This is a genomic window from Streptomyces sp. NPDC001532 (genome assembly GCF_040298625.1).
Classification (GTDB): Bacteria; Actinomycetota; Actinomycetes; order Streptomycetales; family Streptomycetaceae; genus Streptomyces.
Genome location: NZ_JBEPAL010000012.1, coordinates 94,896 through 121,039 on the forward strand (window position 1 = coordinate 94,896; position 26,144 = coordinate 121,039).

A 26,144-nucleotide genomic window follows, 5' to 3' on the forward strand; every position below is an offset into this window, starting at 1 on the left:
GCACCGCGCCTCGCCGCGTTGTCGTCGGTTGCCATGGCTCCGCCATGCCGCCCTCCTCCGCCTTGCGATGCACGGCACCAGACGCCGCTCGCTGATCCGGCCTGATCGACGAGACACCCCCTAGGAACCGGACTCGGAACTGGACTCCCGCACGTGCAGCTCCGGCAGGATCGCCAGCCGGTGGAGCGGGCGGCCCGGATCGGCCAGCCGGCGCGCCAGCAGGTCCACCGCGGCCGCCCCGACCGCGTGCTTGGGTGGGGCGATCGCGGTGAGCGGGATGTCGGCGAGAGCGGCGACCTCGTCGTCGTAGGCCACGAGCGCCACCGCGCCCGGTACCTCGACGCCCCGCGCGCGCAGCCGCTGGAGGACGACGATCGCGTCGTGGTCGTTGTGCACGATCGCCGCGTCGAGCTTCCCGGCGGCGACCGCGTCGGTGAACGCGCCGAGCACCCCCTCCCGTTCCGCGGCGTCGCCGCCCGGAGGCGGCAGCCGGAACAGCGCGGAGTCCGCCTCCCGCAGCCCGACCGCGGCCAGCCCGGCCCGGTAGCCCTCCAGGACCAGCGCGCCGTGCGGGCTGTCCTCGCGCAGCAGCAGCCCGATCCGCTCGCGGTCCCCCTCCGCGAGATGCCGTACGGCGATCCGGGCGCCGTAGGCGTGGTCCGTGACCACCCGCTCCGCTCCCCAGGCGTCGTCGTCCGGCCGCCGCTCCACCAGCACGTACGGCACGCCCAGCCCGGCCGGCCAGGCGCGCGCCCCGGCCGGTCCGCACGGGGTGATCAGCAGGCCGTCGATGCCGTCGGCCAGCATCCGCTGGGCCTGGGCCCGCTCCTCCTCGGGGTCGTACTGGGAGATGCCGAGGACGAGGCGGACGCCGCGCTCCGCGGCGGCCTCCCGAGCGCCCTTGATCACTTCCGGGTAGTAGTAGTCGGCGGCGGGCACGATCAGGCCGAAGACCACCTCGCGGCCGCCCCGGCCGGGCGCCGCCGTGACGGCCGGTGCCTGCTGGACCGGGCCGCTGGGGCCGTGCGGGCCATCCGCGCGGTGCTCGGGCAGGACCGCCCCGCCGTGCACCCGGGTGACCAGGCCGCGCTCGGCCAGTGCCTCGACGTCCCGGCGGACGGTGATGGGGGAGACGTTCAGCTCGGCGGCGACGTCCGTGACCCGGATCGATCCCCGCTCGCGCAGCCTGTGGAGAATCTCCTGGTGCCTCTCTTCGGCGTGCACGTGACCGGGCTCCCCTCGTGTTGTCGACCGGGCCGACCTGGAGTCTAGCGTCCGTCTGATCGAATGTGAACGTTTATGCTCGAACAATCAATTGAGCGATGCAATGCGCATTTCATTGCCGCTGTCTGTGCGCTTGTGTTAGAAACCGCTCACCCTAGCGCGGAACCCGGGCCCGACGACGCACCCCTTCCCTCCTCGGAGGTACCTCCGCATGCCCTCCTCCCCCTCCTCCCCCTCCTCCCCCTCCTCTTCCTCCCGCCGCGGCCTTCCCCGCCGCACCGTTCTGCGCGCCGCTCTCACCGCGGCCGCCCTCGTGCCCCTGCCGCTCACCGGCACCGCCCACGCCGCCGACGCCTACGACACCCTCCGCCTCAGATGGCGCGACCTCCTCCTCGGCACCGGCTTCGACCCCGCGGCCGAGCCCTACGCCGGCCGGCTCGCCGCCCTCGGTACCACCGCGGCCGCACTGCGCGCCACCATGAACCCCACCACCGGCTCGCTCTGGCCCGACCTGGGCTACGCCGACCCCGAACCGGACACCGACAGCGAGTCCTACACCTACTCCGGCAACCTCGGCACCAGCTACAACCGGCTGCGCACCCTCGCCGAGGCCTACGCCCAGCCCGGCACCGGCCTCACCGGCGACACCGGCCTGCTCGCCGACCTGCTCACCGGCCTCGACCACCTCCACGACGAGGCCTACCAGGCCGGCCGGACCCGCTACGGCAACTGGTACAACTGGCAGATCGGCATCCCGCAGGCCCTGCTCGACATCTGCGTCCACCTGTACGACCACCTGGGCGCCACCCGCATCGCGGACTACACCGCCGCCGTCGACCACTTCGTCCCCGACAGCGCCGTCGCCTCCTACACCGGCACCTCCACCGGCGCCAACCGCGTGGACCTGTGCCGGGTGCTCGCGCTGCGCGGGGTGATCGGCAAGAACGCCGCGAAGATCGCCCTGGCGAGGGACGCGCTGAGCCCGGTCTTCCCGTACGTCACCTCGGGCGACGGCCTGTACGCCGACGGCAGCTTCATCCAGCACACCTACGTGCCCTACGCCGGTTCCTACGGCGCCGTGATGCTCGGCGGGCTGTCCCTGCTGTTCGCCCTGCTCAAGGGATCGGCCTGGGAGGTCACCGACACCGGCCGGCAGGTCGTCCTCGACTCGGTCGAGAAGGCCTACGCACCCTTCCTCTTCAACGGCCTCGCCATGGACGGCGTCTCCGGCCGGGCGATCAGCCGGGGCGTGCAGAAGAGCGACACGCGCGGCATCCTCCAGGACGATCATCTGCGCGGTCATTCGATCATCGCCTGTGTCGCGCTGCTCGCCCAGAGCGCGTCGGCCGCCGAACGCACCCGCTGGGAGGGCATGGTCAAGGGCTGGATCGCCCGCGACTACTACCGCCCCCTGCTCGCCAGCGGCGCCCTCGGCGTCGCCCAACTCGCCCGCCTCAAGGCGATCGCCGACGGCCCGACCGCCGCCACCCCCGAACCCACCGGCCACCGCCTCTTCGCCGGCATGGACCGGGCCGTGCACCGCCGGCCCGCCTGGGCCGCAGCGGTGTCCATGGCCTCCCAGCGCATCACCTACTACGAGAACGGCAACGGCGAGAACCTGCGCGGCTGGCACACCGGTTCCGGAATGCTCTACTGGTGGGGCGACACCTACGGCAACGGCCAGTACAGCGACGCCTTCTGGGCCACCGTCGACCCGGCCCGGCTGCCCGGCACCACCGCCTCCCGCAAGGCCCTGGCCGACGGCGAGGGCGGCACCTGGGGCGCGGCCCGGCCCGACGTGCGCTGGGTCGGCGGCGCCACCGACGGCACGTACGCCGCCGTCGGCCAGTACCTCAAGGGCCTGTCCTCCACCCTGCTCGCCAAGAAGTCCTGGTTCTTCCTCGACGACGCCGTCGTCTGCCTCGGCGCCGGCATCCACGGCCGCGACGGCACCGGCGTCGAGACCGTCGTCGACAACCGCAACCTCGGCGCGAGCGGCACCCACGTCCTCACCACCGACGGCACCGCCCAGCCCGCCGCCCTCGGCTGGAGCGCCACCCTCAGCGGCAGCAGGTGGGCGCACATCGCGGGCTTCGGCGGCTACGTCTTCCCCGGCGGCGCCACCGTCAAGGCGCTGCGCGAGGCCCGTACCGGCGCCTGGTCGGACATCAACACCGGCGGTACCGCGGATCCGGTCACCCGCCGCTACCTCACCCTCTGGTTCGACCACGGCACCGACCCGACCTGGGCCGGCTACGCCTATGTCCTGATGCCGGGCGCGAGCACCGCGCAGACCTCAGCCCGCGCGGCCGACCCCGGGTGGCTGACGATCCTCGCCAACACCAACGACCAGCAGGGCGTCCACCTGCCCTCCCTCGGTCTCACCGGTGTGAACTTCTGGCTCGGCGGCACGGTCGGCGACGTCACCGCGAGTGCCCCGGCGAGCGTGCTGATCCGCCGGACCGGCACCACCGCCACCGTCTGCGTCTCCGGGCCGCTGCGCGACGGCGCGACGATCGACGTGACCTGGAACCGCGCGGTGTCCGCGGTGACGTCCAAGGACTCCTCGGTGCAGGTGCTGTCGACGGGGACGGCGCTGTCGCTGCGGATCACCCCGGGGACGCTGGGCGCGGTGCACAAGGCGGTGGTCACCCTCGGCTGACGCGACGACCAGGCCCCGTGGACACCACGTCACCTCAGGTGTCGCACTCCAGCACCGTCCGGCACAGCGCGCACCGCGCCCGCACCCGTCCGCGCACCGGCACCCCGATCCGCTGGTGGCAGGTCGGGCAGGGGAACGACACCCGCAGCGGCCCCTGGGCGTCGGCCTGGAAGGCGTACGGCGTGCCCGGGTCGGTGGCGGCGGGCGGCCGGTCCTGGGCGTGCCGCCGGTCGCGGGCGTAGCGGCGGCGGCCGGCCCAGCCGGCCGCCGTGAGCGGTGGCTGCCGGCCGTCCCGGCGGGCCAGCGTCATGCCCTCGGTGTACGCCGTGTACGCCTGCGGGCTGGTGAACCAGACCGACGGGTCCTCGCCGAACACCAGGGCGCGCTTGGCGAGCACGTACCCGAACTCCTCGGGGGTCAGGTAGCCGAGCTTCTGGCTGGACGCCGCGTCCTCCCGGTAGGCGTCGAGCAGCAGCCAGCCGGCGCCGAGGTAGGTCGCCGCGGTGTCGGTCAGGATCTCGTTCTCGCGGGTCCCCCGGAACTCCAGGCCCAGGCGGTGCAGCCAGACGTGCATCACCTCGTGGGCCAGCGCCGCGCCGATGTCCCGGCGATGGGTGCGGAAGCGGTCGTTCAGCTCGACGAAGTACTCCGGACCCGCGGTGAGTTCGACATTCGCCGCGTGGGTCATCTCGCGGAAGCTCACGATGAGCCGGGCGTCCGGCAGCCCGTAGTGCCGCACCAGTTCGCGGGCCACCCGCTGGGCGCCCAGGTGCAGGTCGTCGGTGTCGACGAAGGCCACGTCGGCGGGAGCGACGCTGGCCGCGTAGGTCCGGACGGTGTCGTACGACAGCCGCTTGTACAGTGCGGTGATCGCGGCCCGCACCGTCTCCAGGTGCGGGTAGCCGTGCTCGACCGGTCCGCCGTTCGCCACGCCGACCCCCAGGACGCCTTGAACCCGGTTTCCACTCTACGAGCAGGGGAGCGGATTTTCGCCCGACGGGTTCCCTCCGGCCGGCGTGAGATCCGTCCTTGTCACGCACGCCCCGCGATCACATACTGCGAGCCGCCCAACCCCCCACGAAAGGACATACGTTGACCCTTATCTCGACGACCGCCGCCAAGAGAGGCGGCCTGGCGCTGGCGAAGAAGGCCGCCGCGGCCGGAGCCGTCGCCCTCGCGGTCGCCAGCCTCCAGCCGGTCAGTGCCGCGCACGCCGCCGACGCGCGCGTCATCGGCGGAAAGCCCGCCGCGCAGAACGAGTTCCCCTTCATGGTCCATCTCTCGATGGGCTGCGGCGGGGCGCTCTACAAGAAGGACATCGTCCTGACCGCCGCCCACTGCATGGACGGCTCCGGCAACAACACCCGCATCACCGTGACCGCGGGTGTCGCCGATCTGAACTCCTCCGCCGCGATCAAGGTCAAGTCGACCAAGGTCAAGGTGGCGCCCGGCTACGACGGCACGGGCAAGGACTGGGCGCTGATCAAGCTCGCCAAGCCGATCGACAAGCCCACGCTGAAGATCGCCACCACCACGCGCTACAACCGCGGCACCTTCACGATCGCGGGCTGGGGGGACGTCCAGGAGGGCGCCGGCACCGGCACGACCAAGCTCCAGAAGGCGAACGCCCCCTTCGTCAGCGACCGCGCGTGCAAGTGGCACTACGGCAACCGGCTGGTGCCGAAGGAGGAACTGTGCGCCGGCTACGCCAGCGGCGGCATCGACACCTGCCAGGGTGACTCGGGCGGCCCGATGTTCCGCAAGGACGACGCGGGCAAGTGGATCCAGGTCGGCATCGTCAGCTGGGGCGACGGCTGCGCCCGCACCGGCGTGCCCGGCGTGTACACCGAGGTCAGCCACTTCGCGAAGGACATAGCCAAGGCCGCCTCCGCGCTGTAGGCCGGCCCGCTCGGCAGCCGGCGGAGCCGCCCGCCTCCAGGGGCGCGGCTCCGCCGGAAAACCGTTCGGCGCCCGGGGCGGCCGCTGGCAGAATCCGGGCGGTGACCGCCGAAGAGCACACCCCCAAAGAGCTCACCGCCGAACAGCACCCCACCGCGCCCGCCCAGTCCGCCCCGTCGGTCCCGTCCGCCACGGGCTCCTCACCCGCCCCGCCCGCCTCCGGCACCCCGTTCACCCTGCGCACCGCCGGCCAGGACGACGCCCTGGAGAACCTGCTCGACCAGCGGCTCACCGCCTTCAACGGCGAGGTCTGCGGCGCCGGCACCCCGGAGGAGTTCAGCGTCCGCGTGACCGACGCCGAGGGCGGCACCGCCGGCGGGCTCACCGGCTCGACATGGGGCGGCCTGTGCTCCGTGCACCTGCTGTGGGTGCGCGAGGATCTGCGCGGCACCGGCTGGGGGAGCCGGCTGATGCGAGCCGCCGAGGCGGAGGGCGTGCGGCGCGGCTGCACGGACATGGTCGTCTCGACGTACACCTTCCAGGCCCCGGAGTTCTACCGCAAGCTCGGTTTCCGGGAGACCGGACGCACTCCGGGCGTTCCCGGCGGCCACGCGGACGTCTCGTTCCACAAGGTGATCGGCACATGAACGGCCCCGGTGCCGACCCGTAGGGTGAACCCTCATGACCATCAGCAACACCGGTAACGGTGACGTCGACCCGGCCGTCGGCGAGGAGCTCGCCCGGCTGCGGGACAGCATCGACAACATCGACGCGGCCGTCGTCCACATGCTCGCCGAGCGTTTCAAGTGCACCCAGCAGGTCGGCCGGCTCAAGGCCGTCCACCAGCTGCCGCCGGCCGACCCCGCGCGGGAGGCACGGCAGATCGAGCGGCTGCGGACGCTCGCGGAGAGCGCCAAGCTGGACCCCGGCTTCGCTGAAAAACTGCTGAATTTCATCATCGCCGAAGTGATCCGCCACCACGAGCGAATCGCCGAGGGCGCCGTCGACGGCGAGGCCCCGAAGGCCGGTTGACCTGCGCGGACACCTCCGGGGCGAAGTGCGGGGGCCCGCGCGGGACGCACGGGAGCGAGCACGCGTTGTCAGCCAACGCGCACCGTCCGTCAGCACCGCGGCTCTAGTCTGGTGGGGTACGCCTGGGCCGGACCGCCGTCCGCGCGGGAGGGGAGGAACGGGCATGCCGTCGGATGCCGAGATCCTCATCGTCGACGACCACGAGGACACGCTGTACGCCCTGGAGAGCGCCCTCGCCCCGCTCGGCCACCGGGTCGGGCGGGCCACCAGCGGCGACGCCGCGCTCAAGCGGGCGCTGCGCGGGCAGGTCGGCCTGCTCCTGCTCGACGTCCGCATGCCCGGCGTCGGCGACCTGGAGGTGGTGCGCTACCTGCGCCGCCTGGAGCAGACCCAGCACATCCCGGTCGTGCTGCTCACCGGCTTCGGCCCGGACCGGGAACTGACCGCCGCCGCCTTCGACCTCGGCGTCGCCGACGTGATCGGGCAGCCCGTGGACCCCCGGGCGCTGCGCACCAAGGTCCGCTACCTCTACGACGCCCACCAGCGCCAGCTGGCCCTGCAACGGGAGGTCCGGGACCTGCGCGCCCTCCTGCACGGCGCCCCCGCCGCCGCTCCCGCCGCCCCGGCCGCCCGGGTCCCCGGCCCGCGCGACGCCTGCGAGCCCACCACCGCGCGGGACGGGACACCGCCGTAGGACTTCCGCTCCCGCACGCGTCCCCATCCGCCTCTGTCCCGCGCCGATGCCATCAGGCAGCATGTTCCGCATGTCCGTACTCACGCGCGACGAAGCGCAGACCCGTGCCCAGCTCATCGACGTCCACCGGTACACGATCGCCCTCGATCTGACGACCGGGGACGAGACCTTCGACTCCCTCACCGTCATCCGGTTCACCACCCGCACGGACGCGGACACCTTCGTCGAGCTCAAGCCCGCCGAGCTGCGCTCCGTCACCCTCGACGGACAGCCCCTCGACCCGGCGACCCTGGCCGGGAACCGCCTGCCCCTCAAGGGCCTGGAGGCCGGCGAGCACGAGCTGCGCGTGGACGCGTCGATGCGCTACTCCCGCACCGGGGAGGGCATGCACCGCTTCACCGACCCCACCGACGGCGAGACGTACCTCTACACCCAGCTGTTCATGGACGACGTCCAGCGCGTCTTCGCCGCCTTCGACCAGCCCGACCTCAAGTCCGTCTTCGAACTGTCGGTCAAGGCCCCCGAGGGCTGGACCGTCCTCGCCAACGGCGTCACCGAACCCCTCGGCGACGGCCGCTGGCAGGCCGCCCCCACCCCGCTGATCTCCACCTATCTCGTCGCCGTCGCCGCCGGCCCCTGGCACTCGGTGCGCACCGAGCACCGCGGCCTGCCCTTCGGCATCCACTGCCGCCGCTCCCTCGCGCCCTACCTGGACGCGGACGCCGACGAGATCCTCGACATCACCAAGCAGTGCTACGACCGCTACCACGAGAAGTTCGAGGAGCCCTACCCCTTCGACTCCTACGACCAGGCGTTCGTCCCCGAGTTCAACGCCGGCGCCATGGAGAACCCCGGGCTGGTCACCTTCCGCGACGAGTTCGTCTACCGCTCCGCCGTCACCGACACCGAGCGCCAGACCCGCGCGATGGTCATCGCCCACGAGATGGCCCACATGTGGTTCGGCGACCTCGTCACCCTCAGGTGGTGGGACGACATCTGGCTCAACGAGTCCTTCGCCGAGTACATGGGCTACCAGACCCTCACCGAGGCGACCCGGTTCACCGACACCTGGACCGACTTCGGCGTCGTCCGCAAGGCCTGGGGCTACGACGCCGACCAGCGCCCCTCCACCCACCCCGTCGCACCCGAGGCGGTCGAGGACACCGCCTCCGCCCTCCTCAACTTCGACGGCATCTCCTACGCCAAGGGCGCCTCCGCGCTGCGCCAGCTCGTCACCTGGCTCGGCGAGAAGGACTTCCTCGCCGGCATCAACACCCACTTCGCCCGGCACCGGTTCGCCAACGCCACCCTCGCCGACTTCATCGACTCCCTGGCCTCCGCCACCGACCGCGATGTGCACGCCTGGGCGGACGCCTGGCTGCGCACCACCGGCGTCGACACCCTCACCCCGCGCGTCACCGCCGGCACCGACGGCACCTGCGCCCTCACCGTCGACCGCACGGGCAGCCGCCCGCACCGGATCGCCGTCGGCCTGTACGACCTGGACGTCGCCGACGAGGGCCGCCTCACCCTGCGCGAGCGCGTCGAGCTCGACGTCCCGCAGACCGCGCCGCAGCCCATCGGCAAGCGCCCCACCCTGCTGCTGCCCAACGACGGCGACCTCACCTACGCCAAGGTCCGCTTCGACGCGGAGTCCTTCGAGGCGGTCCGCTCCGGCCTGTCCGGACTGCCCGAGCCGCTGAGCCGCGCGGTGGTGTGGAACGCGCTCCGCGACGCCGTCCGCGACGGTGAACTGCCGCCGACCGCCTACCTGGACACCGCCCGCGCCCACCTCCCGCGCGAGACCGACCTCGCCGTCGTCCAGGGCGTCCTCGGCTTCGCCGGCGGGCAGATCGCCGACCGCCTGCTGGCGCCCGAGGCCCGCCCGGCGGCCCTCGCCACCCTCACCGGCCTCTGCCGCGACCTGCTGCGCCGCACCGAGGACGGCGACCACCCCGGCCTGCGGCTGATCGCCGTACGCCACTTCATCGACGTCGCCGCCCACCCCGAGACCATCGCCGCCTGGCTCGCCGACGGCACCGTGCCCGGCGGCCCCGAGCTCGACCCGGAGCTGCGCTGGCGCATCCTCGGCCGGCTCGCCGTCCTCGGCGCCACCGACGAGGCCGCCATCGCCGCCGAACTCGACCGCGACCCGAGCGCCACCGGCCAGGAGGGCGCCGCCCGCTGCCGCGCCGCGCTGCCCGACCCGGAGGCCAAGGAGCGCGCCTGGGAGTCCATGTTCGCCCGCGACGACCTGTCCAACTACCTGTTCACCGCCACCGCCCAGGGCTTCTGGCAGCCCGAACAGGCCGACCTCGTAAGGCAGTACGTGCCGCGCTTCTACGACGACGCCGTCGCGGTGGCCGCCCGGCGCGGGCCCGCCATCGCGGAGGCCGCCGGCCGCTGGGCGTTCCCCGCGCACGCCGTCGACCGCGAGACCCTGGACCTCGGCGAGCAGTGCCTGCGCGACGCCGATCCCATCCCCGCCCTGCGCCGCAAGCTCGCCGACCAGCTCGACGACCTGGCACGGGCGCTGAAGGTGCGCCGGACGGCGGCCTAGTCCCCAGCTCGCAGACCCGGCCGGCCGGTCCGAGGACACGGACGTCTCCCGGGCCCGGCCGGGCCGCACCGATCGGTCCAGCACCCCAGGAGGCAGCACGTGATCGTGGTGACCGGAGCCACCGGCAACGTCGGCCGCGCCCTCGTCGGACGTCTGGTGGCCGCCGGCCGCCCGGTCCGGGCGCTGACCCGGGACCCGGACCGGGCGGCGCTGCCGGCCGGGGCCGAGGTGACGCGCCTCGACCTCGGCGACCCCGCGGCGCTGTTCACGGGCGCGGCCAAGCTGTTCCTGTACGTCCAGGGCGCCGGGGACCGCACCGGCGCCTTCCTCGCCGCCGCGCGAGAGGCGGGCGTGCGGCACGTCGTGATGCTCTCCTCCGGGATCATCCGGGAGGGCGCCGACGAGACCCATCCGATCCACGCCATGCACGCCCGCGTCGAACGGCAGGTCCGCGACAGCGGCCTGGAGTGGACCTTCCTGCGCCCCGACGCCTTCGCCACCAACGCCCGCCAGTGGATCCCGCAGATCCGCGCCGGCGACACCGTGCGCGGCGTCTTCGCGGACGCGGCCACCGCGCCCCTGCACGAGGACGACATCGCCGCCGTCGCCGAACGCGCCCTCCTCGACGACGGCCACGAGGGCGCCGTCCACCGGCTGACCGGACCCGAGGCGGTCACGCACGCCGGCCAGGTCGCCGTGATCGGCCGGGCCCTCGGCCGCGAGCTGCGCTTCGTGGAGGTCCCGCCGCACGAGGCCGGCCCGGAGCTGTTCCCGCACGTGCCGCCCGGCATGCTGGACCGCCTCCTCGCGACCTTCGAGTCGCTCGTCGGCACCGAGCCGGAGATCACCGCGGCCGTGGCGGAGATCACCGGCGTCCCGGCCCGCACCTTCACGGCCTGGGCGCGCGAGCACCGGGCCGACTTCGAGGGCTGAACACTGCGCGGCGCCCCGTCCCGGCAGCCCGCGGTACCCCCTTTCGAGTGCTGATCCCGGCTCTTGGGGACCCGGGGCCACCGCCCCGGCCAAGCTGGGGGGCATGAACACGCCGCCTCTCGCCTCGGGCCCCCAAGGGCCGGGCGCGCTGCGGGCGTTGACCGCCACCGTGCTGGACGCGCTGGCCGCCGGTGCCCTCGTCCGCGGCGGTCCGCTGCCGGCGGGCGGGCCGGAGTCGGTGGCCGCCCGGGTGCGGGCGGCCGTCGGTGACGTCCTCCCCGCCGAGGGGGACCCCGGCGCCCTGCACCGCCTGGTACGGGTCCTCGCGGAGGGCGCCGCCGACCCCGCCGACCCGCTGTGCGCCGCCCACCTGCACTGCCCGCCGCTCGCCGTCGCCACCGCCGCCGACCTCGCCGCGAGCGCGCTCAACCCGTCCCTCGACTCCTGGGACCAGGCCCCGTCAGCCTCCGCCCTGGAGGCACTGGTGACCGCCGCGCTGGCCACCGAGGTGTACGGCCACGCGGCGGACCCCGACTGCCTGGTCACCACCGGCGGCACCGAGTCCAACCACCTCGCCCTGCTGCTGGCCCGCGAGGCCCTCGGCGACGGCGTCCGGCTGGTCCTCGGGGCCAACGCGCACCACTCGCTGCCCCGGGCCGCCTGGCTGCTCGGCCTGCCCGACCCCGTCGTCGTCCCCGCCCCCACCGGCGTCCTCGCCCCGGCCGCCCTCGACGACGCCCTCACCGGTCTGCGCGGCCCGCTGCTGGTCGCCGCCACCGCCGGCACCACCGACGCCGGGCTCGTCGACCCGCTGCCCGAGATCACCGCCCGCTGCCGGGCCCACCGCGCCCGGCTGCACATCGACGCCGCCTACGGGGGCGGGCTGCTGTTCAGCGACCGCTACCGGCCCCGGCTCGCCGGACTCGACGCCGCCGACACCGTCACCCTCGACCTGCACAAACTCGGCTGGCAGCCGGTCGCCGCCGGACTGCTCGCGGTCCGCGACGCCCACGACCTGGCCGCCCTGCACCAGCGCGCCGACTACCTCAACGCCGACGACGACACCGAGGCCGGCCTGCCCGGCCTCCTCGGCCGCTCCCTGCGCACCACCCGCCGCCCCGATGTGCTCAAGATCGCCGTCACCCTCAAGACCCTCGGCCGCACCGGACTCGGCGCCCTGGTCGAGCGGGTCTGCGACCGCGCCCGCGCCTTCGCCGACCTCGTCGCCGCGCACCCCGGATTCGAGCTGTACGACCGGCCCGTGATCAGCACGGTCCTGTTCCGGCCCGCCCGGGCCACCGACGACACCGTGGCCGCCGTACGCCGCCGCCTCCTCACCGACGGCCGCGCCGTCCTCGGCCGGGCCCGCCTGGGCGGCCGGCTGTGGCTGAAGGCCACCCTCCTCAACCCCCACGCCCGGCCCGACGCGCCGGCCGCGCTCCTGGAACTGGTGGAAGGACACACCCCCCGATGACCCCGGCCCCCACCCCCGACGTCCCCCGCACCGCACCCGAGGCGCCCCGCGACCTGGTCGGCGTCGGCATCGGACCGTTCAACCTCTCCCTCGCCGCCCTCGCCCACCCGCTCGCCGAACTCGACGCCGTCTTCTACGACCAGCGCCCGGCCTTCGACTGGCACCCCGGCCTGCTCCTCGACGACGCCACCATCCAGGTGCCGTTCCTCGCCGACCTGGTGACCCTCGCCGACCCCGCCAGCCCCTGGTCCTTCCTCAACTGGCTCAGGACCCGCGACCGGCTCTTCCCCTTCTACTTCGCCGAGCGCTTCCACATCCGGCGCGCCGAGTACGAGGCCTACTGCCGCTGGGTCTCGGAGAGCCTGCCCGGACTGCGCTTCGGCCACCAGGTGGACGCCGTCCGCTGGAACCCGGAACGGGACGTCTTCGAGGTCGACTTCACCCAGCTCGACGCCGACGGCGAGGCGGAGGCACTGGGCCGGACCCACACCCGCAACGTCGTCCTCGGCATCGGCAGCGAGCCCTACGTCCCCGACCCGCTGCGCCCCCTCGTCGACCTGCCCGGCGTCCCCGTCGTGCACGCCGCCGACTATCTCGACCACCGCGAGACCCTGCTCGCCGCCGGGCACGTCACGGTCATCGGCGCCGGACAGTCGGGGGCCGAGATCTTCCTCGACCTGCTGCGCGGCCGCCCGGCCGGCCGGGAGAGGCTGCACTGGCTCGCCCGCACCGAGGCGTTCGCGCCCATGGAGTACTCCAAGCTGGGCCTGGAGCACTTCACCCCCGACTACGCCCGCTACTTCCACGCCCTGTCCGAACCCGTCCGCGACGGACTGGTCGCCGCCCAGTGGCAGCTCCACAAGGGCATCGACGCCGGCACCATCGCCGCCATCCACGACGAGCTGTACCGCCGCAGCCTGCACGGCGGCTGGCCCGACGCCGTGCTCACGCCCGGCGTCCGGGTCCGCACCGCCGGGCGGATCGCCACCACCCAGGTGGAACTGCACCTGGAGCACAGCCGGCAGGGCACCCGCTCCCGGCTCACCACCGACGCGGTCGTCCTCGCCACCGGCTACCGCGAGCGCCCCCTGGACCGCCTCCTGGCCGGACTCGACCCCTATCTGCGCCGCGACAGCCGCGACCGCCCGCGCGTCGACGCGGACTTCAGGCTCGTCCTCGACCCGTCCGTCACGGGCGCGGTGTACGTGCAGAACGCCGGACTGCACTCCCACGGCGTCGGCACCCCCGACCTCGGGCTCGCCGCCTGGCGCAGCGCCACCGTCCTGAACTCCGTCACCGGCAAGGAGCCCTACCCGCTGCCCGACCGCACCGCCTTCACCAGCTTCGGACTCCAGCAGCCCGACCGGGTCCCGCCCGCCCGGCGGCCGCGGACCCTCACCCCGCTCGTCGACAACCGCTGACGCCGACGGCGCCGGCGGGAGAACCCCGCCGGCGCCGTCGACACGTCACTTCCGGACCGCTAGAAGACGGGCGTGCCGTCGCGGGTCAGCTTCCAGTCCACCGACGCGAAGTCCTTCGGGTCGAGGACGCCCTTCGCCGTCACCCACTCGGCGATCCGGGTGCGGATCTCCGTGGACTCCGACCACAGCTCCTGCGCCGAGGCGACGTGCGGGAACGCGCCGCCGCCGTTGGCCCGGTAGTTGTTGACCGCGAGCACGAACCGCTGCGCGTCGTCCAGCGGGGCACCGCCGTAGGTCAGGTTCTTGATCCGGGAGCCGGCCGGCTGGGCGATGTCGATGTCGTACGACAGGCCGGAGACGTAGTCGTAGTTGTAGTCCGGGCGGCCGCCGGCGTTGGTCAGCTTGTCCACGTCGACCGCCGCGTCGGCCGCCGTCTGCGTGAAGTACGCCGCCGAGTACTCCAGGTACGCCCGCACCTGCGCGCCCGTCATCACCTTCGCGACCAGCGTGTTGTCGTACACGTACAGGCTGGACAGGTCCCGGATCGTCACCTCGCCCGCCGGGATCTCGCTGGTCCGCGAGAACGGCGAGGCCTGTGCGATCACCGGCAGCGAGGCATGCTCGGTGCCCGCCAGGGCCGCCTTGACGACGTCCTCCTGGACCTTGGTGATCAGGTCGATGATCGGGGCGTCCTTGTAGCGGGCGTCGACGGTGGTCAGGGTCTCGGTGGCGGTGCCGACGACCTGGTTGACGTACGCCACCACCTTGGCGTGCTCGTCGTCGAGCAGCCTGCCGATGTACGGGTGGTCCTCGACGGTGTTGGAGTTGCGCAGCGAGGCCTTGACCGACTCCACCTGCCAGCGGCCCTTGTGGAACGCCAGCTCGAAGTCGAACAGGGTGAGCCGCTCGGCGTAGCACAGCGGCTCGGACAGCACCACGGTCCTGCCGGTCCGCTCGTTGGTGACCAGCAGCTCCTCGATCTCCACATGCGCGTGGCCGACCAGGATCGCGTCGATGCCCGGCACCTGCCTGGCCACGTCGGCGGCGGCGTTCTCCACGTGCGGCAGCTGGTCACCGTAGGAGGAGGTGCCCGAGGAGCCGCTGTGCGCGGAGACCACGACCACGTCCGCGCCCATCGACCGCAGCTTCGGCACCCACTTCGCGGCCTGCTCCTCCAGCCCCGGGAAGGCCAGCTTGCCCTGGACGTACGCCTTGTCCCAGATCGCGATGCCCGGGTTGGTCAGCCCGAGCACGGCCACCTTCACCGGCGGCAGGCCCGGCACCTTGAACGTCTTCATGAAGTACGGCGGGAAGGCGGGCTTCAGCGTCTTCGCGTCCACGGCGTTGGCGCCGAGCAGCGGGAAGTCGCACTGCTCCTCGAACTTGCGCAGGGTCTCGATGCCGTAGTTGAACTCGTGGTTGCCGAGCGCCACGGCGTCGTACCCGATGGCGTTCATCGCCTGCGCCATCGGGTGCACCGGGCCGCCCTCGGCGGTGATCGGGTCGACCTTGGCGTAGTAGTAGGTCAGCGGGGTGCCCTGGATGGTGTCACCGGCGTCCAGCAGCAGGGTGTTGCGGCGGCCCTTCTCCTCACGGACCTGCTCCACCAGCGTGGCGATCCGCGCCAGGCCCTTGGCGTTGCCCTTGGCGTCGGTGTACTCGGCGTCCTTGAAGTAGTCCCAGTTGAAGACGTTGCCGTGCAGGTCGGTGGTGCCCATCACGGTGAAGGAGTACCGCTTGGCCGGCTTCGCGCCCTTCGCCGTCTCGGCGGCCTGCGCCGACGGCGCCGCCATCGAACCGGCGACCGCGACACCGGCTCCGGTCACGGCGGACTTCTTCAGGAACTTCCGGCGGTTCAACGGCATGTCGTGCTCTCCTCGGTGCCACGGTCGATGACGCGCGTAGACGAACGCGCGTAGATTCTGACCCGGCCATGACCGACGGCAACAGGTCCGCGAGGTTGCGATCTGGTGACCTCACCTGTGAATCCAGGGCGTTGACCGGCGAAAGGGGTGACAGAGTGGGACGTATGACCACCCCTGCCGCCGAAGCCCAGCCGGCCGTCCCCTACGGCACCCCCGACGCCCCGCGGATCGCCGTGCGCGGCGAGGCCCGCCTCGAAGTCGACCCGGAGATCGCCCGGATCGGCATCACCGTCAGCGCCCGCGGCCGCGACCGACGAGCCGCGCTGGAGGACCTGACCCGCCGCAACGCCACCGTGCTGGAACTGGTCAAGTCCTACGGCGCGGCGGTGGAACGGCTGGAGACCGGCGCCTTCTCGATCACGCCGGAACTCAAGCAGGGCAAGGAGGAACGCGTGCGCGCCTACCACGGCGCCGTCCGCGTCACCGCCGAGCTGTCCGACTTCACCGCGCTCGGCGAACTCACCACCCGGCTCGCCGATCTGGAGCTGACCCGCGTCGACGGCCCTTGGTGGTCGCTGCGGCCCGACTCGCCCGTCCACCGCCGGGCCCGCCAGCAGGCCGTCCGGGAGGCGGTGCAGCGCGCCCGCGAGTACGCCGAGGCGCTGGACACGACCCTCGTGGCCCTGGTCGAACTGGCCGACATCGGCGCCGAGGCGCCGGTGGCCGCGGTCCGTCCGGCGGCACCGGGGCGGGCCCGGTCGGCGGCGTTCGGCGGCGCGGCGCCGGACGCGGTGGCCCCGCCGCTGGAGCTGGAGCCGCAGCGGCAGCAGGTGTTCGCCGCCGTCAACGCCCGCTTCACCATGGCGCCGCCCGCGCTGTAGGAAATGCCACGCACCAGCGAATGCCGAATGCGCGGCCGAGCGGGAAAGGCGTATCGCGAAGGGAAGTAAAGGGAAAGGGTGTTCTGAATGCGGTGGCGGGACACCCGGAATGCTCATCAGAGCGGCCCGCCGCACAATTCAACACTTGTCAACACCCCTTCATGCAAAGGACGTTGAGTCGTCATGCCCGGCCAATTGTCTACCCGCCGGTAAGCCCTAGGCTCGAACCATGCGCCGAGCAAAGATCGTCTGTACCCTGGGACCCGCCACCGACTCGTACGACCAGATCAAGGCACTGGTCGACGCCGGAATGGACGTGGCCCGATTCAACCTCAGTCACGGCGGCCACGCCGAACACGAGGAGCGCTACCAGCGGGTGCGCAAGGCCGCCGACGAGACCGGCCGCAGCGTCGGACTCCTCGCCGACCTTCAGGGCCCGAAGATCCGGCTCGGCCGTTTCACCGAAGGGCCCGTACTCCTCGAACGCGGAGACACCTTCACCATCACCGTCGAGGACGGCGCCGAGGGTGACCGGCACGCCTGCGGCACCACCTACCGGGGCCTCGCCTCCGACGTCACCCCCGGCGAGCGCATCCTCGTCGACGACGGCAAGGTCAGCCTGGAGGTCATCGAGGTCGACGGACCCCGGGTGCGCACCACCGTCGTCGAGGGCGGCATGGTCTCCGACCACAAGGGCCTCAACCTCCCCGGAGTCGCCGTCTCCGTCCCCGCCCTCTCCGAGAAGGACGAGGCCGACCTGCGCTGGGCCCTGCGCACCGGCTTCGACGTCATCGCGCTGTCGTTCGTCCGCAGCGGCCGCGACATCGAGGACGTGCACCGCATCATGGACGAGGAGGGCCGCCGCCTCCCGGTGATCGCCAAGGTCGAGAAGCCGCAGGCGGTGGAGAACATCGACGACATCGTCGCCGCCTTCGACGGCATCATGGTCGCCCGCGGCGACCTCGGCGTGGAAATGCCGCTGGAACAGGTGCCGATCGTCCAGAAGCGCGCGATCAAGCTGGCCAAGCGCAACGCGAAGCCGGTCATCGTCGCCACCCAGATGCTCGACTCGATGATCGAGAACTCCCGTCCGACGCGCGCCGAGGCCAGCGACGTCGCCAACGCCGTGATCGACGGCACGGACGCGGTGATGCTCTCCGGCGAGACCAGCGTCGGCAAGTACCCCGTGGAGACGGTCAGGACGATGGCCCGGATCGTCGAGGCCGCCGAGGAGGACATCCTCGCCAAGGGCCTCTCGCCGCTCACCGAACGGAACAAGCCCCGCACCCAGGGCGGCGCGGTCGCCCGCGCGGCCGCCGAGATGGGCGACTTCCTCGGCGCGCGCTTCCTGGTCGCCTTCACCCAGTCCGGCGACACCGTCCGCCGCCTGTCCCGCTACCGCTCCCCGATCCCGCTGCTCGCCTTCACCCCCGACCCGGCCACCCGCTCCCAGCTGAGCCTGTCCTGGGGGGTGGAGACCTTCCTCGGCCCGCACGTCGACTCCACCGACGCCATGGTCGCCCAGGTGGACGAACTCCTCACCGCCTACGGCCGCTGCCGGAAGGGCGACATCGTGGTCATCACGGCCGGCTCCCCGCCCGGGGTCTCGGGAACGACGAATCTCGTCCATGTACACCACATCGGCGAGGGACGCGGCGCCGAGTAGCCACGGGGTGCGGGAACGAAGAAAGCGGATGTTCACCAGAGGTGGACATCCGCTTTTGGCGTGACCTTGGACTTTAAGGAAAAGTACCCCGGGTCGGATTCGAACCGACGCTGGATGGTGTTTGAGACCATTGCCTCTACCGCTGGGCTACCGGGGCTTCCTTCAAAAGGAAGGTTGGCGGCTACCCGCCGTGTCCCCACCTTACCGTAGCTAGGTAGGCTCTTGTCAGCAGTACCCCTGCCCTGAACAAGGAGCCCCCGTGACCGCCGAGTCGCCCCAGCCCGTAGACGCGCCCGACGACGACAAGTCGCACGTGCCTCCGCTGACGACCCGAGTCGTCATCGCCGAGGACGAGGCCCTGATCCGGCTCGACCTCAAAGAGATGCTGGAGGAAGAGGGCTACTCCGTCGTCGGCGAGGCCGGTGACGGTGAGCAGGCCGTGGAGCTGGCCCGCGAGCACCGGCCCGACCTCGTGATCCTCGATGTGAAGATGCCCAAGCTCGACGGCATCTCCGCGGCCGAGAAGATCACCGAGGAGTCCATCGCGCCGGTCCTGATGCTCACCGCCTTCTCCCAGCGCGACCTGGTCGAGCGGGCCCGCGACGCCGGTGCCATGGCGTACCTGGTGAAGCCCTTCAGCAAGAGCGACGTCGTACCGGCGATCGAGATGGCCGTCTCGCGGTACACGCAGCTCAAGGAGCTGGAGAAGGAGGTCGCCGACCTCAGCCAGCGACTGGAGACCCGCAAGCTGGTCGACCGCGCCAAGTCGATCCTCCAGACGGAGTACGGCCTGACCGAGCCCGCCGCCTTCCGCTGGATCCAGAAGACCTCGATGGACCGCCGGATGTCGATGCAGCAGGTCGCCGAGGCCGTCATCCAGGACGCCGAGGAGAAGAAGGCCGCCAAGGGCTGACCGCCCCGAGCGCATGAACGAGGCCCGCGTCCCCTTCCGGGGGCGCGGGCCTCTTCGTGCGAGTGATCAGTCCTCGCCGAGGTACGCCTTGCGCACCGACTCGTCGTGCAGCAGGTCCCGGCCCGTGCCCGACAGGACGATCTTGCCGACCTCCATCACATGGCCGTGATCGGCCAGCGAGAGCGCGGCCTGGGCGTTCTGCTCGATGAGCAGGATGGTGGTGCCCTGGGACTTCAGCTCCTGGATGGTGGCCATGATCTTCTGCATCATGATCGGCGACAGACCCATGGACGGCTCGTCGAGCATCAGCAGCTTCGGCCGGGACATCAGCGCCCGCCCCATGGCGAGCATCTGCTGCTCACCGCCGGAGAGGGTGCCGGCGGCCTGCTTCCGCCGCTCCCCGAGGATGGGGAACAGGTCGTAGGCGCGCTGGATGTCCTTCTCGATGCCCTCCTTGTCGTTGCGCAGGAACGCGCCGAGGCGGAGGTTGTCCTCGATCGTCATCCGGGGGAAGATGTGCCGCCCCTCGGGGGAGTGGGCGAGACCCAGCGAGACGACCTTGTGCGCGGGGACCTTCTTCAGGGACTTGCCCTCGAACCTGATCTCGCCGGAGACCGGCTGGAGCAGTCCGGACAGCGTCCGCAGCGTCGTGGTCTTGCCGGCGCCGTTGGTGCCGATGAGGGTGACGACCTCGCCCGCGTCGACCTTGAACGAGATGCCCTTGACGGCCTCGATCTTGCCGTAGGCGACCCTGAGGTCCTCGACCTCCAGCAGTGCGGTCACTTGTCGTCCCCTTCTGTGGTGCTCTGCGCCTCGGCGGCCTCGACCTCGGCGGCCTCCTCCGTGCCCGGCGCACCTTCGAAGGGCTCACCGAGGTAGGCGGCGATGACGCGCTCGTCGGCCTGGACGACCTCGGCGGGGCCCTCGACGATCTTCTCGCCCTGGACCAGCACGGCGACCCGGTCGCAGAGGTTCATGATGAACCGGATGTCGTGCTCGATGACGAGGACGGCGATGCCCTTGTCCCGGATCGCGAAGATCAGCTCCTCGGCGGCCCGGGTCTCCTGCGGGTTCATGCCGGCGGTCGGCTCGTCCAGGAGGAGCAGCCCCGGCTCGCTCGCCAGCGCCCGGGCGATCTCCAGCTTGCGCTGCTCGCCGTAGGGCAGGTTGCGGGCGAGGTGGTCGGCCTTGGCGGCGAGACCGGTGAACTCCAGGAGTTCCATGGCGCGTTCCCGGGACGCCTGCTCGGCCTTCTTGAAGGAGGGCAGCCGCAGCAGGGCCGACCAGAGGCCTTCCTTGGTCCGGGTGTGCCGTCCGACCAGCACGTTCTCCAGAACGGTCATGTTGGCGAAGAGCCGGATGTTCTGGAACGTGCGGGCGATGCCGGCCTGGGTGACCAGGTGCGGCTTGGGCGGCAGGACCGTGCCCTTGTAGGCGACCTTGCCCTCGGTCGGCACGTAGAGACCGGTGAGGCAGTTGAAGAAGGTCGTCTTGCCGGCGCCGTTGGGGCCGATGAGTCCGACGATCTCTCCGGTGTTCACGGTGAGGTCGACGCCGCGGACGGCGGTGAGGCCGCCGAAGCGCATCGTGACGCCGCTGGCGTCGAGCACCGTGGTGGTGGTGGGTGCGGTCGTGGTGGTGGTCATGGCCGTCACGCCCCTGCCTTGGCGACGCCGGTCGCGCCGTCGGGCAGCGACTTGTCCTCCGGTACGTCGAGCTGTCCGGTCTCGTGGAATTCGAGCTGCTTCCTGCGGTCGGCGACCAGGCCCTCCGGGCGGAAGCGCATCAGGAGCATCAGCGCGATGCCGAAGAGGAGCAGCTGGTACTCCGCCATGAACTGGAGCTTGGCCGGGATCAGGTAGAGCAGCGCGGCGCCGATCAGCGGACCGCTGATGGTGCCCATGCCGCCGAGGATGACGGCGGCGAGCAGGAAGGCCGAGTTGGGCGGCACGGAGCCGGCGAACTGGTACTGCTCGGGGGTGACGCTGTAGGACACGTGCGCCTGGACGGTGCCGGCCAGGCCGGCGAGGGAGGCGCCGAGCGCGAAGGCCAGCAGCTTCAGGCGGAAGCCGTTGATGCCCATCGCGGTGGCGGCGGTCTCGTCCTCGCGGATGGCGACCCAGGCGCGGCCGATGCGGGACTCCGCCGAGCGGCGGAAGACCATCACGACGATCGCCGTGCACACCAGCATCAGCAGGTAGTAGTTGCCGGAACGGGTGAGTTCGGTGCCCAGGACGTCGTGCGGCAGCCCGAGGTTGAACCCGAAGATCTCCAGGTCGGGGATGTTCGGGATGCCGTTGGAGCCGTTGGTGACGTCCGGTCCGCTGTTGCCGTTCAGGTTGTTCATGGTGATGCGGAAGATCTCACCGAAGCCGAGCGTCACGATGGCGAGGTAGTCGCCGCGCAGCCGCAGGGTCGGGGCACCGATCACCACGCCGAAGATCAGCGAGGCGGCGGCACCGGTGAGGACGGCCGCCCAGAACGGGAACTCGACGCCGATGCTGGACTGCGGGGAGCCGGAGACCAGGGCGGCGGCGTAGGCGCCGACACCGAGGAAGGCGACGTAGCCGAGGTCGAGGAGGCCGGCGAGGCCGACGACGACGTTCAGACCCAGGGCGACCGTGGCGAAGATCAGGATGTTCGCGCCGATGAGGGCGAACTGGTCGTTGGTCTGGGTGAAGGGGAAGCAGATCGCCGCGACGAACGCCGCCGTGAGGGCCACGTTGCGGTGCTTGGCGGTGAGCGCCGAGAGCCGCTTCAGCAGGCCCGCGCGCGTCAGGGCGGTGAAACCGAAGCCGGTGACGACCAGGAAGCCGATGAACAGCTCGGAGTACTCGGTGCCGATGCCGTACGAGAAGACGGACAGGCCGATTCCGAAGCCGGCGGCGATGATCAGGATCTCGGCCCAGGAGGGGAGTTCCTTGGCGCGGCCGGGCTCGGGGGCGGTGAAGGCGTGACGGATCCGGCCCCAGAGGTTCGGGTCCGGGTCGTGGGCGCCGTAGGGCTGGTCGGCCGGGAGGCCGAGGGCACCGATGACGGCGAGCAGGGCGCCGATGCCGGAGACCCAGGCGCCGGGCTCCAGGTTGACCAGGCCGTCCAGCTCGTAGGCGATGGCGCCGATGGCGTAGCCGGTGGTGCCGAGGACGCCGAGGGCGCTCAGCAGGACCGGGCTGTTGGTGCCGCCGGGCGTCAGCCAGCGCAGACCCCGCACGCCGTAGCCGGAGACGGCGAACAGCAGCGTCAGCAGTGCTCCCACGAGCGTGAGCACCTGGAGGCCGCCGGGGTAGCCGGTGACGGTGAGGTTGCCCGGGAACTCGTCGGTCCAGGTCCAGGCGAGGAAGGTGCCGACGAAGGCGACGGCGGAGCCGGCGACGGTGATCGCACGGGCCGCGGCCTGCGGCAGCGGGATGATCGCGGCGGCCGGGTCGGTGGTGACCTTGGTGGTGCCGAGGGTGGTGTCGGTGGTGTTGGTGGTCATGGGTATCACGCCCGATCCGCGACGCGTTCGCCGAGCAGGCCCTGTGGCCTGAAGAGCAGGACGAGGATGAGCAGGCTGAACGCCCAAACGTCCTTCCAGGCGCCGCCGCCGAACAGTTCCATGCCGGGGATGTCGCCGATGTAGCCGGTGGCGAGGGACTCGGCGACGCCGAGGACGATGCCGCCGAGCATGGCGCCGTAGATGTTGCCGATGCCGCCGAGAACCGCGGCGGTGAAGGCCTTGAGGCCGAGCAGGAAGCCCATGCGGAAGCCGACCTGACCGTTCTTCAGGCCGTAGGCGACCGCGGCGATGGCGGCGAACGCGGCACCGATGGCGAAGGCCATCACGATGATGCGGTCGGTGTTGATGCCCATCAGCTTGGCGGTGTCGGGGTCCTGGGCGGTCGCCTGCATGCCGCGGCCGGAGCGGGTCTTCGTGACGAAGAGGCCGAGGGCGACCATGCACAGCGGGGCGGCTATCAGCACGAAGAGGTCACCGCGCTGGATGTTGGCGCCGAGGAACTCGATCGGGCCGCCTTCGAACTGCGGGAAGGGGTGGTCCTTCTTGGCGTCCGGGTACCACATCCACACGACCTGCTGGAGGACGATGGACAGGCCGATGGCGGTGATCAGGGGGGCCAGCCGTGGCGCGGTGCGCAGAGGCCGGTAGGCGAACCGTTCCGCCGCGGTGGCGACGGCCACCGAGACGAGGATGCCGCCGAGGATCATGAGGGGGACGGCCGCGCCGAGGCCGAAGCCGTCGGGCAGCACGAGCCAGACGGTGAGGGCCCCGAAGCCCCCGACCATGAAGATCTCGCCGTGGGCGAAGTTGATGAGCTGGACGATGCCGTAGACCATCGTGTAGCCGATCGCGATGAGTCCGTACATCGCGCCGAGGATGAGTCCATTGGCCAGCTGTTGCGGCAGTTCGTTCACCGCAGGGCCTCCGTGGAGTGGTTCGGATATGGCGCCGCGCGGGAGCGCTGGTGGGCGCTCCCGCGCGGCCTGGATCAATGTGTGAGGGGGAAGCTCTCTCTACTCGTCCCCTGCTCTAGTCCACCTTGGGAGAGGCGCTGTACTCCGGCGCCCAGGCGTTGGACTTGACCTTGTACGCGGTCATCAGCGTGTTGGTGGTGTCACCGAACTCGTCGAAGGAGATGGTGCCGGTGACGCCGTCGAACTTGACCTTGGCCATGGCGTCCAGGACCGCCTTGCGGCCGTCGGACGGGACCTTGCCGTCGTTGCCGTCGACCGCCAGCTTGACGGCCTCGATGATCGACCAGGTGGCGTCGTAGGTCAGACCGCCGTACGCCTCGTAGGCGTCCTCGAAGTTCTCGGCCTCGTAGTTCTTGATGAACGTCTTGGCGGAGTCGAGCTGCTCGACCGGCTTGCCGACGGAGGTGGCGAGGTCGCCCTCGGCCTTCTTGTTCAGCTTCGGGTACTCGCCGGAGTAGATGCCGTCGCCGCCCATCAGCGGGATGCTCTGGCCGCTGTCCTTGAGCTGCTGGCTCAGCGGAGCGGCGGCCGGGTACTCGCCGCCGTAGTACAGGGCCTCGGCGCCGGTCTTCTTGATCTTCGCCACGACGGCGTTGAAGTCACGGTCGTCGGGGTTGATGTGGTCGCTGCCGACGATCTTGCCACCGAGCTTGGTGAAGTTCGCCTTGAAGGAGGCGGCCAGGCCGGCGCCGTAGGTCTTCTGGTCGTCGATCAGGTAGACCTTCTTGATGCCGGCCTTGGAGTACAGGTACTCGGCGGCGAAGGCACCCTGGATCTCGTCCGTGGTGGCGGTACGGAAGAAGGTCTTGAACTGGCGGACCGAGTTGCCGGTCTTCCAGCCGTCGCCCTGGGTCAGCTCGGTGCCGGTGTTGGCCGGGGAGACCTGGGTGAGGCCGGCGTCGTTGAACGGCTTCTGCATCTGCTGCGAGACGCTGGAGTTCAGCGGGCCGACGACGCCGAGGACGTCCTTGTTGCTGATGAACTTCTGGGCGTTCTGCTGGCCGACGGAGGGCTGAGCCTGGTCGTCCAGGGCCTCCAGCTTGAACTCGACGCCCTTGACGTACTCCTCCTTGTTGGCCGTCTTGACGGCCAGCTCGGCGGAGTTGCGGATGCCGAGGCCGAGCGCGGAGAGGTCACCCGTCAGAGGGGCGTCGACACCGATCACGACGGTGGTCTTGTCGTCGCCACCGCTGCCGTTGCTGCTGTCGTCGCGCGACCCGCATGCGGTGAGGGTGAGCGATCCCGCCGCGAGAGCGGCGGTGATGGCGATGAGCGAACGTTGACGCACGAATCAGGTCCTTTCCCTGGCACGGCGGCTCCCGGTGGAGCACGTCGAGTCGAGCGCGGGACCGAAGGAACTTCGAATCCTTTGGCGCGGTGACTGGGCGTGACTCTAAGCGTGTGTGGGGAACGTGGAGGAGGGTCTGTCCAAGGCTGTGACGCTCTTGTTATGACACGACGTAATGCAGAGCGGTACCAGGCGGGTGGAAGCGCGGAATTCCGGCCGATTCGCCCGGTCCATATGGTGAGACTCGCAGGCCTTGCCCGACTCTTATCAGCAGTGTTCTTGCTTTTTGCTGATGTCTTGACACCGTTGCCGCGGGCTACTTGCGAGCCTTGGGGGAGCGGGCCGACGGGCTTGCGGGCCGGTGCCGGAGCGGGCTGCGCAGTATTGCGCGCGTATTACGAAGAGTTACGTCCAGGAAAGGGAATCCGACGTTCCGCGACACTCGGGTGATCGATCATTTCCCGAGGCGGTGATCTTGCGGGGTAATCCGGTCTTCGGCCGCTCTTCGTCCGGATAGAGGGGCGAAATCGCTGTTACGGAAATACGTGGTGAGTGCATGCGTGGTGGGTGCATGAAAAAGCCGCCGCGCGCCGGCCCGGTCCCACGGGCGGCTGCGCGACGGCTCTCGGCGCGGATGACGGAAGGTCAGCAGGCGTCAGCCCAGCGACTGCACACGCTTCTCGTCGCTCGGGGTCACCTCGCGCAGCATGCACGTCAGCCGCGCGGTGCACACCCGCCGGTCCTCCTCGTCGCTGATCACGATCTCGTACGTCGCCGTCGACCGGCCCCGGTGCACGGGCGTGGCCACACCGGTGACCAGGCCCGAGCGCGCCCCGCGGTGATGGGTGCAGTTCAGGTCGACGCCTACGGCGATCTTCGAGACGCCGCCGTGCAGCATCGAGCCGACCGACCCCAGCGTCTCGGCCAGCACCGCCGAGGCCCCGCCGTGCAGCAGGCCGTACGGCTGGGTGTTGCCCTCGACCGGCATCGTGCCGACCACCCGCTCCGCCGAGGCCTCCAGGATCTGCACGCCCATCCGCGTGCCCAGATGCCCGGCGGAGAACAGGGCGGGCAGATCGACGCCCAGCGCCGCGTACTCGTCGATGACCTCTTGCGGGAACTTCACGGTGTGCTGCTCGCCCATGGGGCCCGGCTCCGT

Annotated in this window: 21 protein-coding genes and 1 tRNA gene; 12 read left to right on the plus strand and 10 right to left on the minus strand. The window is 71.4% G+C overall.

Annotation, left to right across the window (positions count from 1 at the left end):
• Positions 1 to 120: 120 nt before the first annotated feature.
• Positions 121 to 1,224 (minus strand): LacI family DNA-binding transcriptional regulator, encoded by a 1,104-nt coding sequence (locus ABT232_RS14330; RefSeq protein ID WP_351840050.1) that lies wholly within the window; start codon positions 1,222 to 1,224, stop codon positions 121 to 123.
• A gap of 211 nt (positions 1,225 to 1,435) precedes the next feature.
• On the opposite strand from ABT232_RS14330, the gene ABT232_RS14335 reads away from it, so the two are divergent.
• Complete coding sequence (locus ABT232_RS14335; RefSeq protein ID WP_351840052.1) at positions 1,436 to 3,886, plus strand: polysaccharide lyase 8 family protein; 2,451 nt, start codon at positions 1,436 to 1,438, stop codon at positions 3,884 to 3,886.
• A gap of 34 nt (positions 3,887 to 3,920) precedes the next feature.
• Here ABT232_RS14335 and ABT232_RS14340 read toward each other — a convergent pair whose 3' ends face one another.
• The gene (locus tag ABT232_RS14340; RefSeq protein WP_351840054.1) at positions 3,921 to 4,817 is read right to left on the minus strand and encodes a hypothetical protein; all 897 of its coding nucleotides are present in this window, start codon (positions 4,815 to 4,817) and stop codon (positions 3,921 to 3,923) included.
• A gap of 200 nt (positions 4,818 to 5,017) precedes the next feature.
• Here ABT232_RS14340 and ABT232_RS14345 point away from each other — a divergent pair, with 200 nt between their 5' ends.
• From ABT232_RS14345 to ABT232_RS14380, 8 genes are all read left to right on the plus strand, one after another.
• Positions 5,018 to 5,785, plus strand: a complete 768-nt coding sequence (locus ABT232_RS14345; protein ID WP_351840203.1) for a S1 family peptidase — start codon at positions 5,018 to 5,020, stop codon at positions 5,783 to 5,785.
• A gap of 101 nt (positions 5,786 to 5,886) precedes the next feature.
• Positions 5,887 to 6,432, plus strand: a complete 546-nt coding sequence (locus tag ABT232_RS14350; protein WP_351840056.1) for a GNAT family N-acetyltransferase — start codon at positions 5,887 to 5,889, stop codon at positions 6,430 to 6,432.
• A gap of 34 nt (positions 6,433 to 6,466) precedes the next feature.
• Positions 6,467 to 6,817, plus strand: coding sequence for a chorismate mutase (locus ABT232_RS14355; RefSeq protein WP_351840058.1), 351 nt, complete (start codon positions 6,467 to 6,469; stop codon positions 6,815 to 6,817).
• Between the two features lie 163 nt (positions 6,818 to 6,980).
• Positions 6,981 to 7,511, plus strand: coding sequence for a response regulator (locus ABT232_RS14360; protein ID WP_351840060.1), 531 nt, complete (start codon positions 6,981 to 6,983; stop codon positions 7,509 to 7,511).
• A 70-nt stretch (positions 7,512 to 7,581) separates the two neighbouring features.
• Entirely contained in the window at positions 7,582 to 10,071 is a 2,490-nt protein-coding gene (gene pepN / locus ABT232_RS14365) for an aminopeptidase N (RefSeq protein WP_351840062.1), read from the plus strand.
• Positions 10,072 to 10,170: 99 nt separating this feature from the next.
• Positions 10,171 to 11,004, plus strand: a complete 834-nt coding sequence (locus ABT232_RS14370; protein WP_351840064.1) for an NmrA family NAD(P)-binding protein — start codon at positions 10,171 to 10,173, stop codon at positions 11,002 to 11,004.
• A 103-nt stretch (positions 11,005 to 11,107) separates the two neighbouring features.
• Positions 11,108 to 12,478, plus strand: a complete 1,371-nt coding sequence (locus tag ABT232_RS14375; protein ID WP_351840065.1) for a pyridoxal phosphate-dependent decarboxylase family protein — start codon at positions 11,108 to 11,110, stop codon at positions 12,476 to 12,478.
• Positions 12,475 to 13,899 (plus strand): lysine N(6)-hydroxylase/L-ornithine N(5)-oxygenase family protein, encoded by a 1,425-nt coding sequence (locus tag ABT232_RS14380; protein WP_351840067.1) that lies wholly within the window; start codon positions 12,475 to 12,477, stop codon positions 13,897 to 13,899. The genes ABT232_RS14375 and ABT232_RS14380 overlap by 4 nt, the downstream gene beginning before the upstream one ends.
• A gap of 59 nt (positions 13,900 to 13,958) precedes the next feature.
• Here the strand turns inward: ABT232_RS14380 and ABT232_RS14385 are convergent, their stop codons facing one another.
• Entirely contained in the window at positions 13,959 to 15,764 is a 1,806-nt protein-coding gene (locus ABT232_RS14385; RefSeq protein WP_351840069.1) for a 5'-nucleotidase C-terminal domain-containing protein, read from the minus strand.
• Positions 15,765 to 15,928: 164 nt separating this feature from the next.
• Here ABT232_RS14385 and ABT232_RS14390 point away from each other — a divergent pair, with 164 nt between their 5' ends.
• Together ABT232_RS14390 and pyk are read left to right on the plus strand one after the other, a co-directional pair.
• On the plus strand, positions 15,929 to 16,645 hold the full coding sequence (locus ABT232_RS14390; protein ID WP_351840071.1) for an SIMPL domain-containing protein: 717 nt from the start codon (positions 15,929 to 15,931) through the stop codon (positions 16,643 to 16,645).
• Between the two features lie 229 nt (positions 16,646 to 16,874).
• Entirely contained in the window at positions 16,875 to 18,311 is a 1,437-nt protein-coding gene (gene pyk, locus ABT232_RS14395) for a pyruvate kinase (protein ID WP_351840073.1), read from the plus strand.
• A gap of 84 nt (positions 18,312 to 18,395) precedes the next feature.
• Here the strand turns inward: pyk and ABT232_RS14400 are convergent.
• A tRNA-Leu gene (locus tag ABT232_RS14400) sits at positions 18,396 to 18,468 on the minus strand.
• Between the two features lie 102 nt (positions 18,469 to 18,570).
• On the opposite strand from ABT232_RS14400, the gene ABT232_RS14405 reads away from it, so the two are divergent.
• Complete coding sequence (locus ABT232_RS14405; protein ID WP_351840075.1) at positions 18,571 to 19,224, plus strand: ANTAR domain-containing response regulator; 654 nt, start codon at positions 18,571 to 18,573, stop codon at positions 19,222 to 19,224.
• A gap of 66 nt (positions 19,225 to 19,290) precedes the next feature.
• Here ABT232_RS14405 and ABT232_RS14410 read toward each other — a convergent pair whose 3' ends face one another.
• The 6 genes from ABT232_RS14410 to ABT232_RS14435 all read right to left on the minus strand — a co-directional run bounded on the left by ABT232_RS14410 (position 19,291) and on the right by ABT232_RS14435 (position 26,129).
• Positions 19,291 to 20,007 (minus strand): ABC transporter ATP-binding protein, encoded by a 717-nt coding sequence (locus ABT232_RS14410; protein WP_351840077.1) that lies wholly within the window; start codon positions 20,005 to 20,007, stop codon positions 19,291 to 19,293.
• Positions 20,004 to 20,870 (minus strand): ABC transporter ATP-binding protein, encoded by an 867-nt coding sequence (locus ABT232_RS14415; RefSeq protein WP_351840079.1) that lies wholly within the window; start codon positions 20,868 to 20,870, stop codon positions 20,004 to 20,006. Before ABT232_RS14415 ends, ABT232_RS14410 begins: the two co-directional genes overlap by 4 nt.
• A 5-nt stretch (positions 20,871 to 20,875) precedes the next feature.
• Positions 20,876 to 22,702, minus strand: a complete 1,827-nt coding sequence (locus tag ABT232_RS14420; protein WP_351840081.1) for a branched-chain amino acid ABC transporter permease — start codon at positions 22,700 to 22,702, stop codon at positions 20,876 to 20,878.
• 5 nt (positions 22,703 to 22,707) lie between these two features.
• Positions 22,708 to 23,637: a branched-chain amino acid ABC transporter permease gene (locus tag ABT232_RS14425; RefSeq protein ID WP_351840083.1), complete on the minus strand. Its 930-nt coding sequence runs from the start codon at positions 23,635 to 23,637 to the stop codon at positions 22,708 to 22,710.
• 115 nt (positions 23,638 to 23,752) lie between these two features.
• Positions 23,753 to 24,985: a branched-chain amino acid ABC transporter substrate-binding protein gene (locus ABT232_RS14430; protein ID WP_351840085.1), complete on the minus strand. Its 1,233-nt coding sequence runs from the start codon at positions 24,983 to 24,985 to the stop codon at positions 23,753 to 23,755.
• A gap of 655 nt (positions 24,986 to 25,640) precedes the next feature.
• Positions 25,641 to 26,129 (minus strand): PaaI family thioesterase, encoded by a 489-nt coding sequence (locus ABT232_RS14435; RefSeq protein ID WP_351840087.1) that lies wholly within the window; start codon positions 26,127 to 26,129, stop codon positions 25,641 to 25,643.
• Positions 26,130 to 26,144 lie beyond the last annotated feature (15 nt).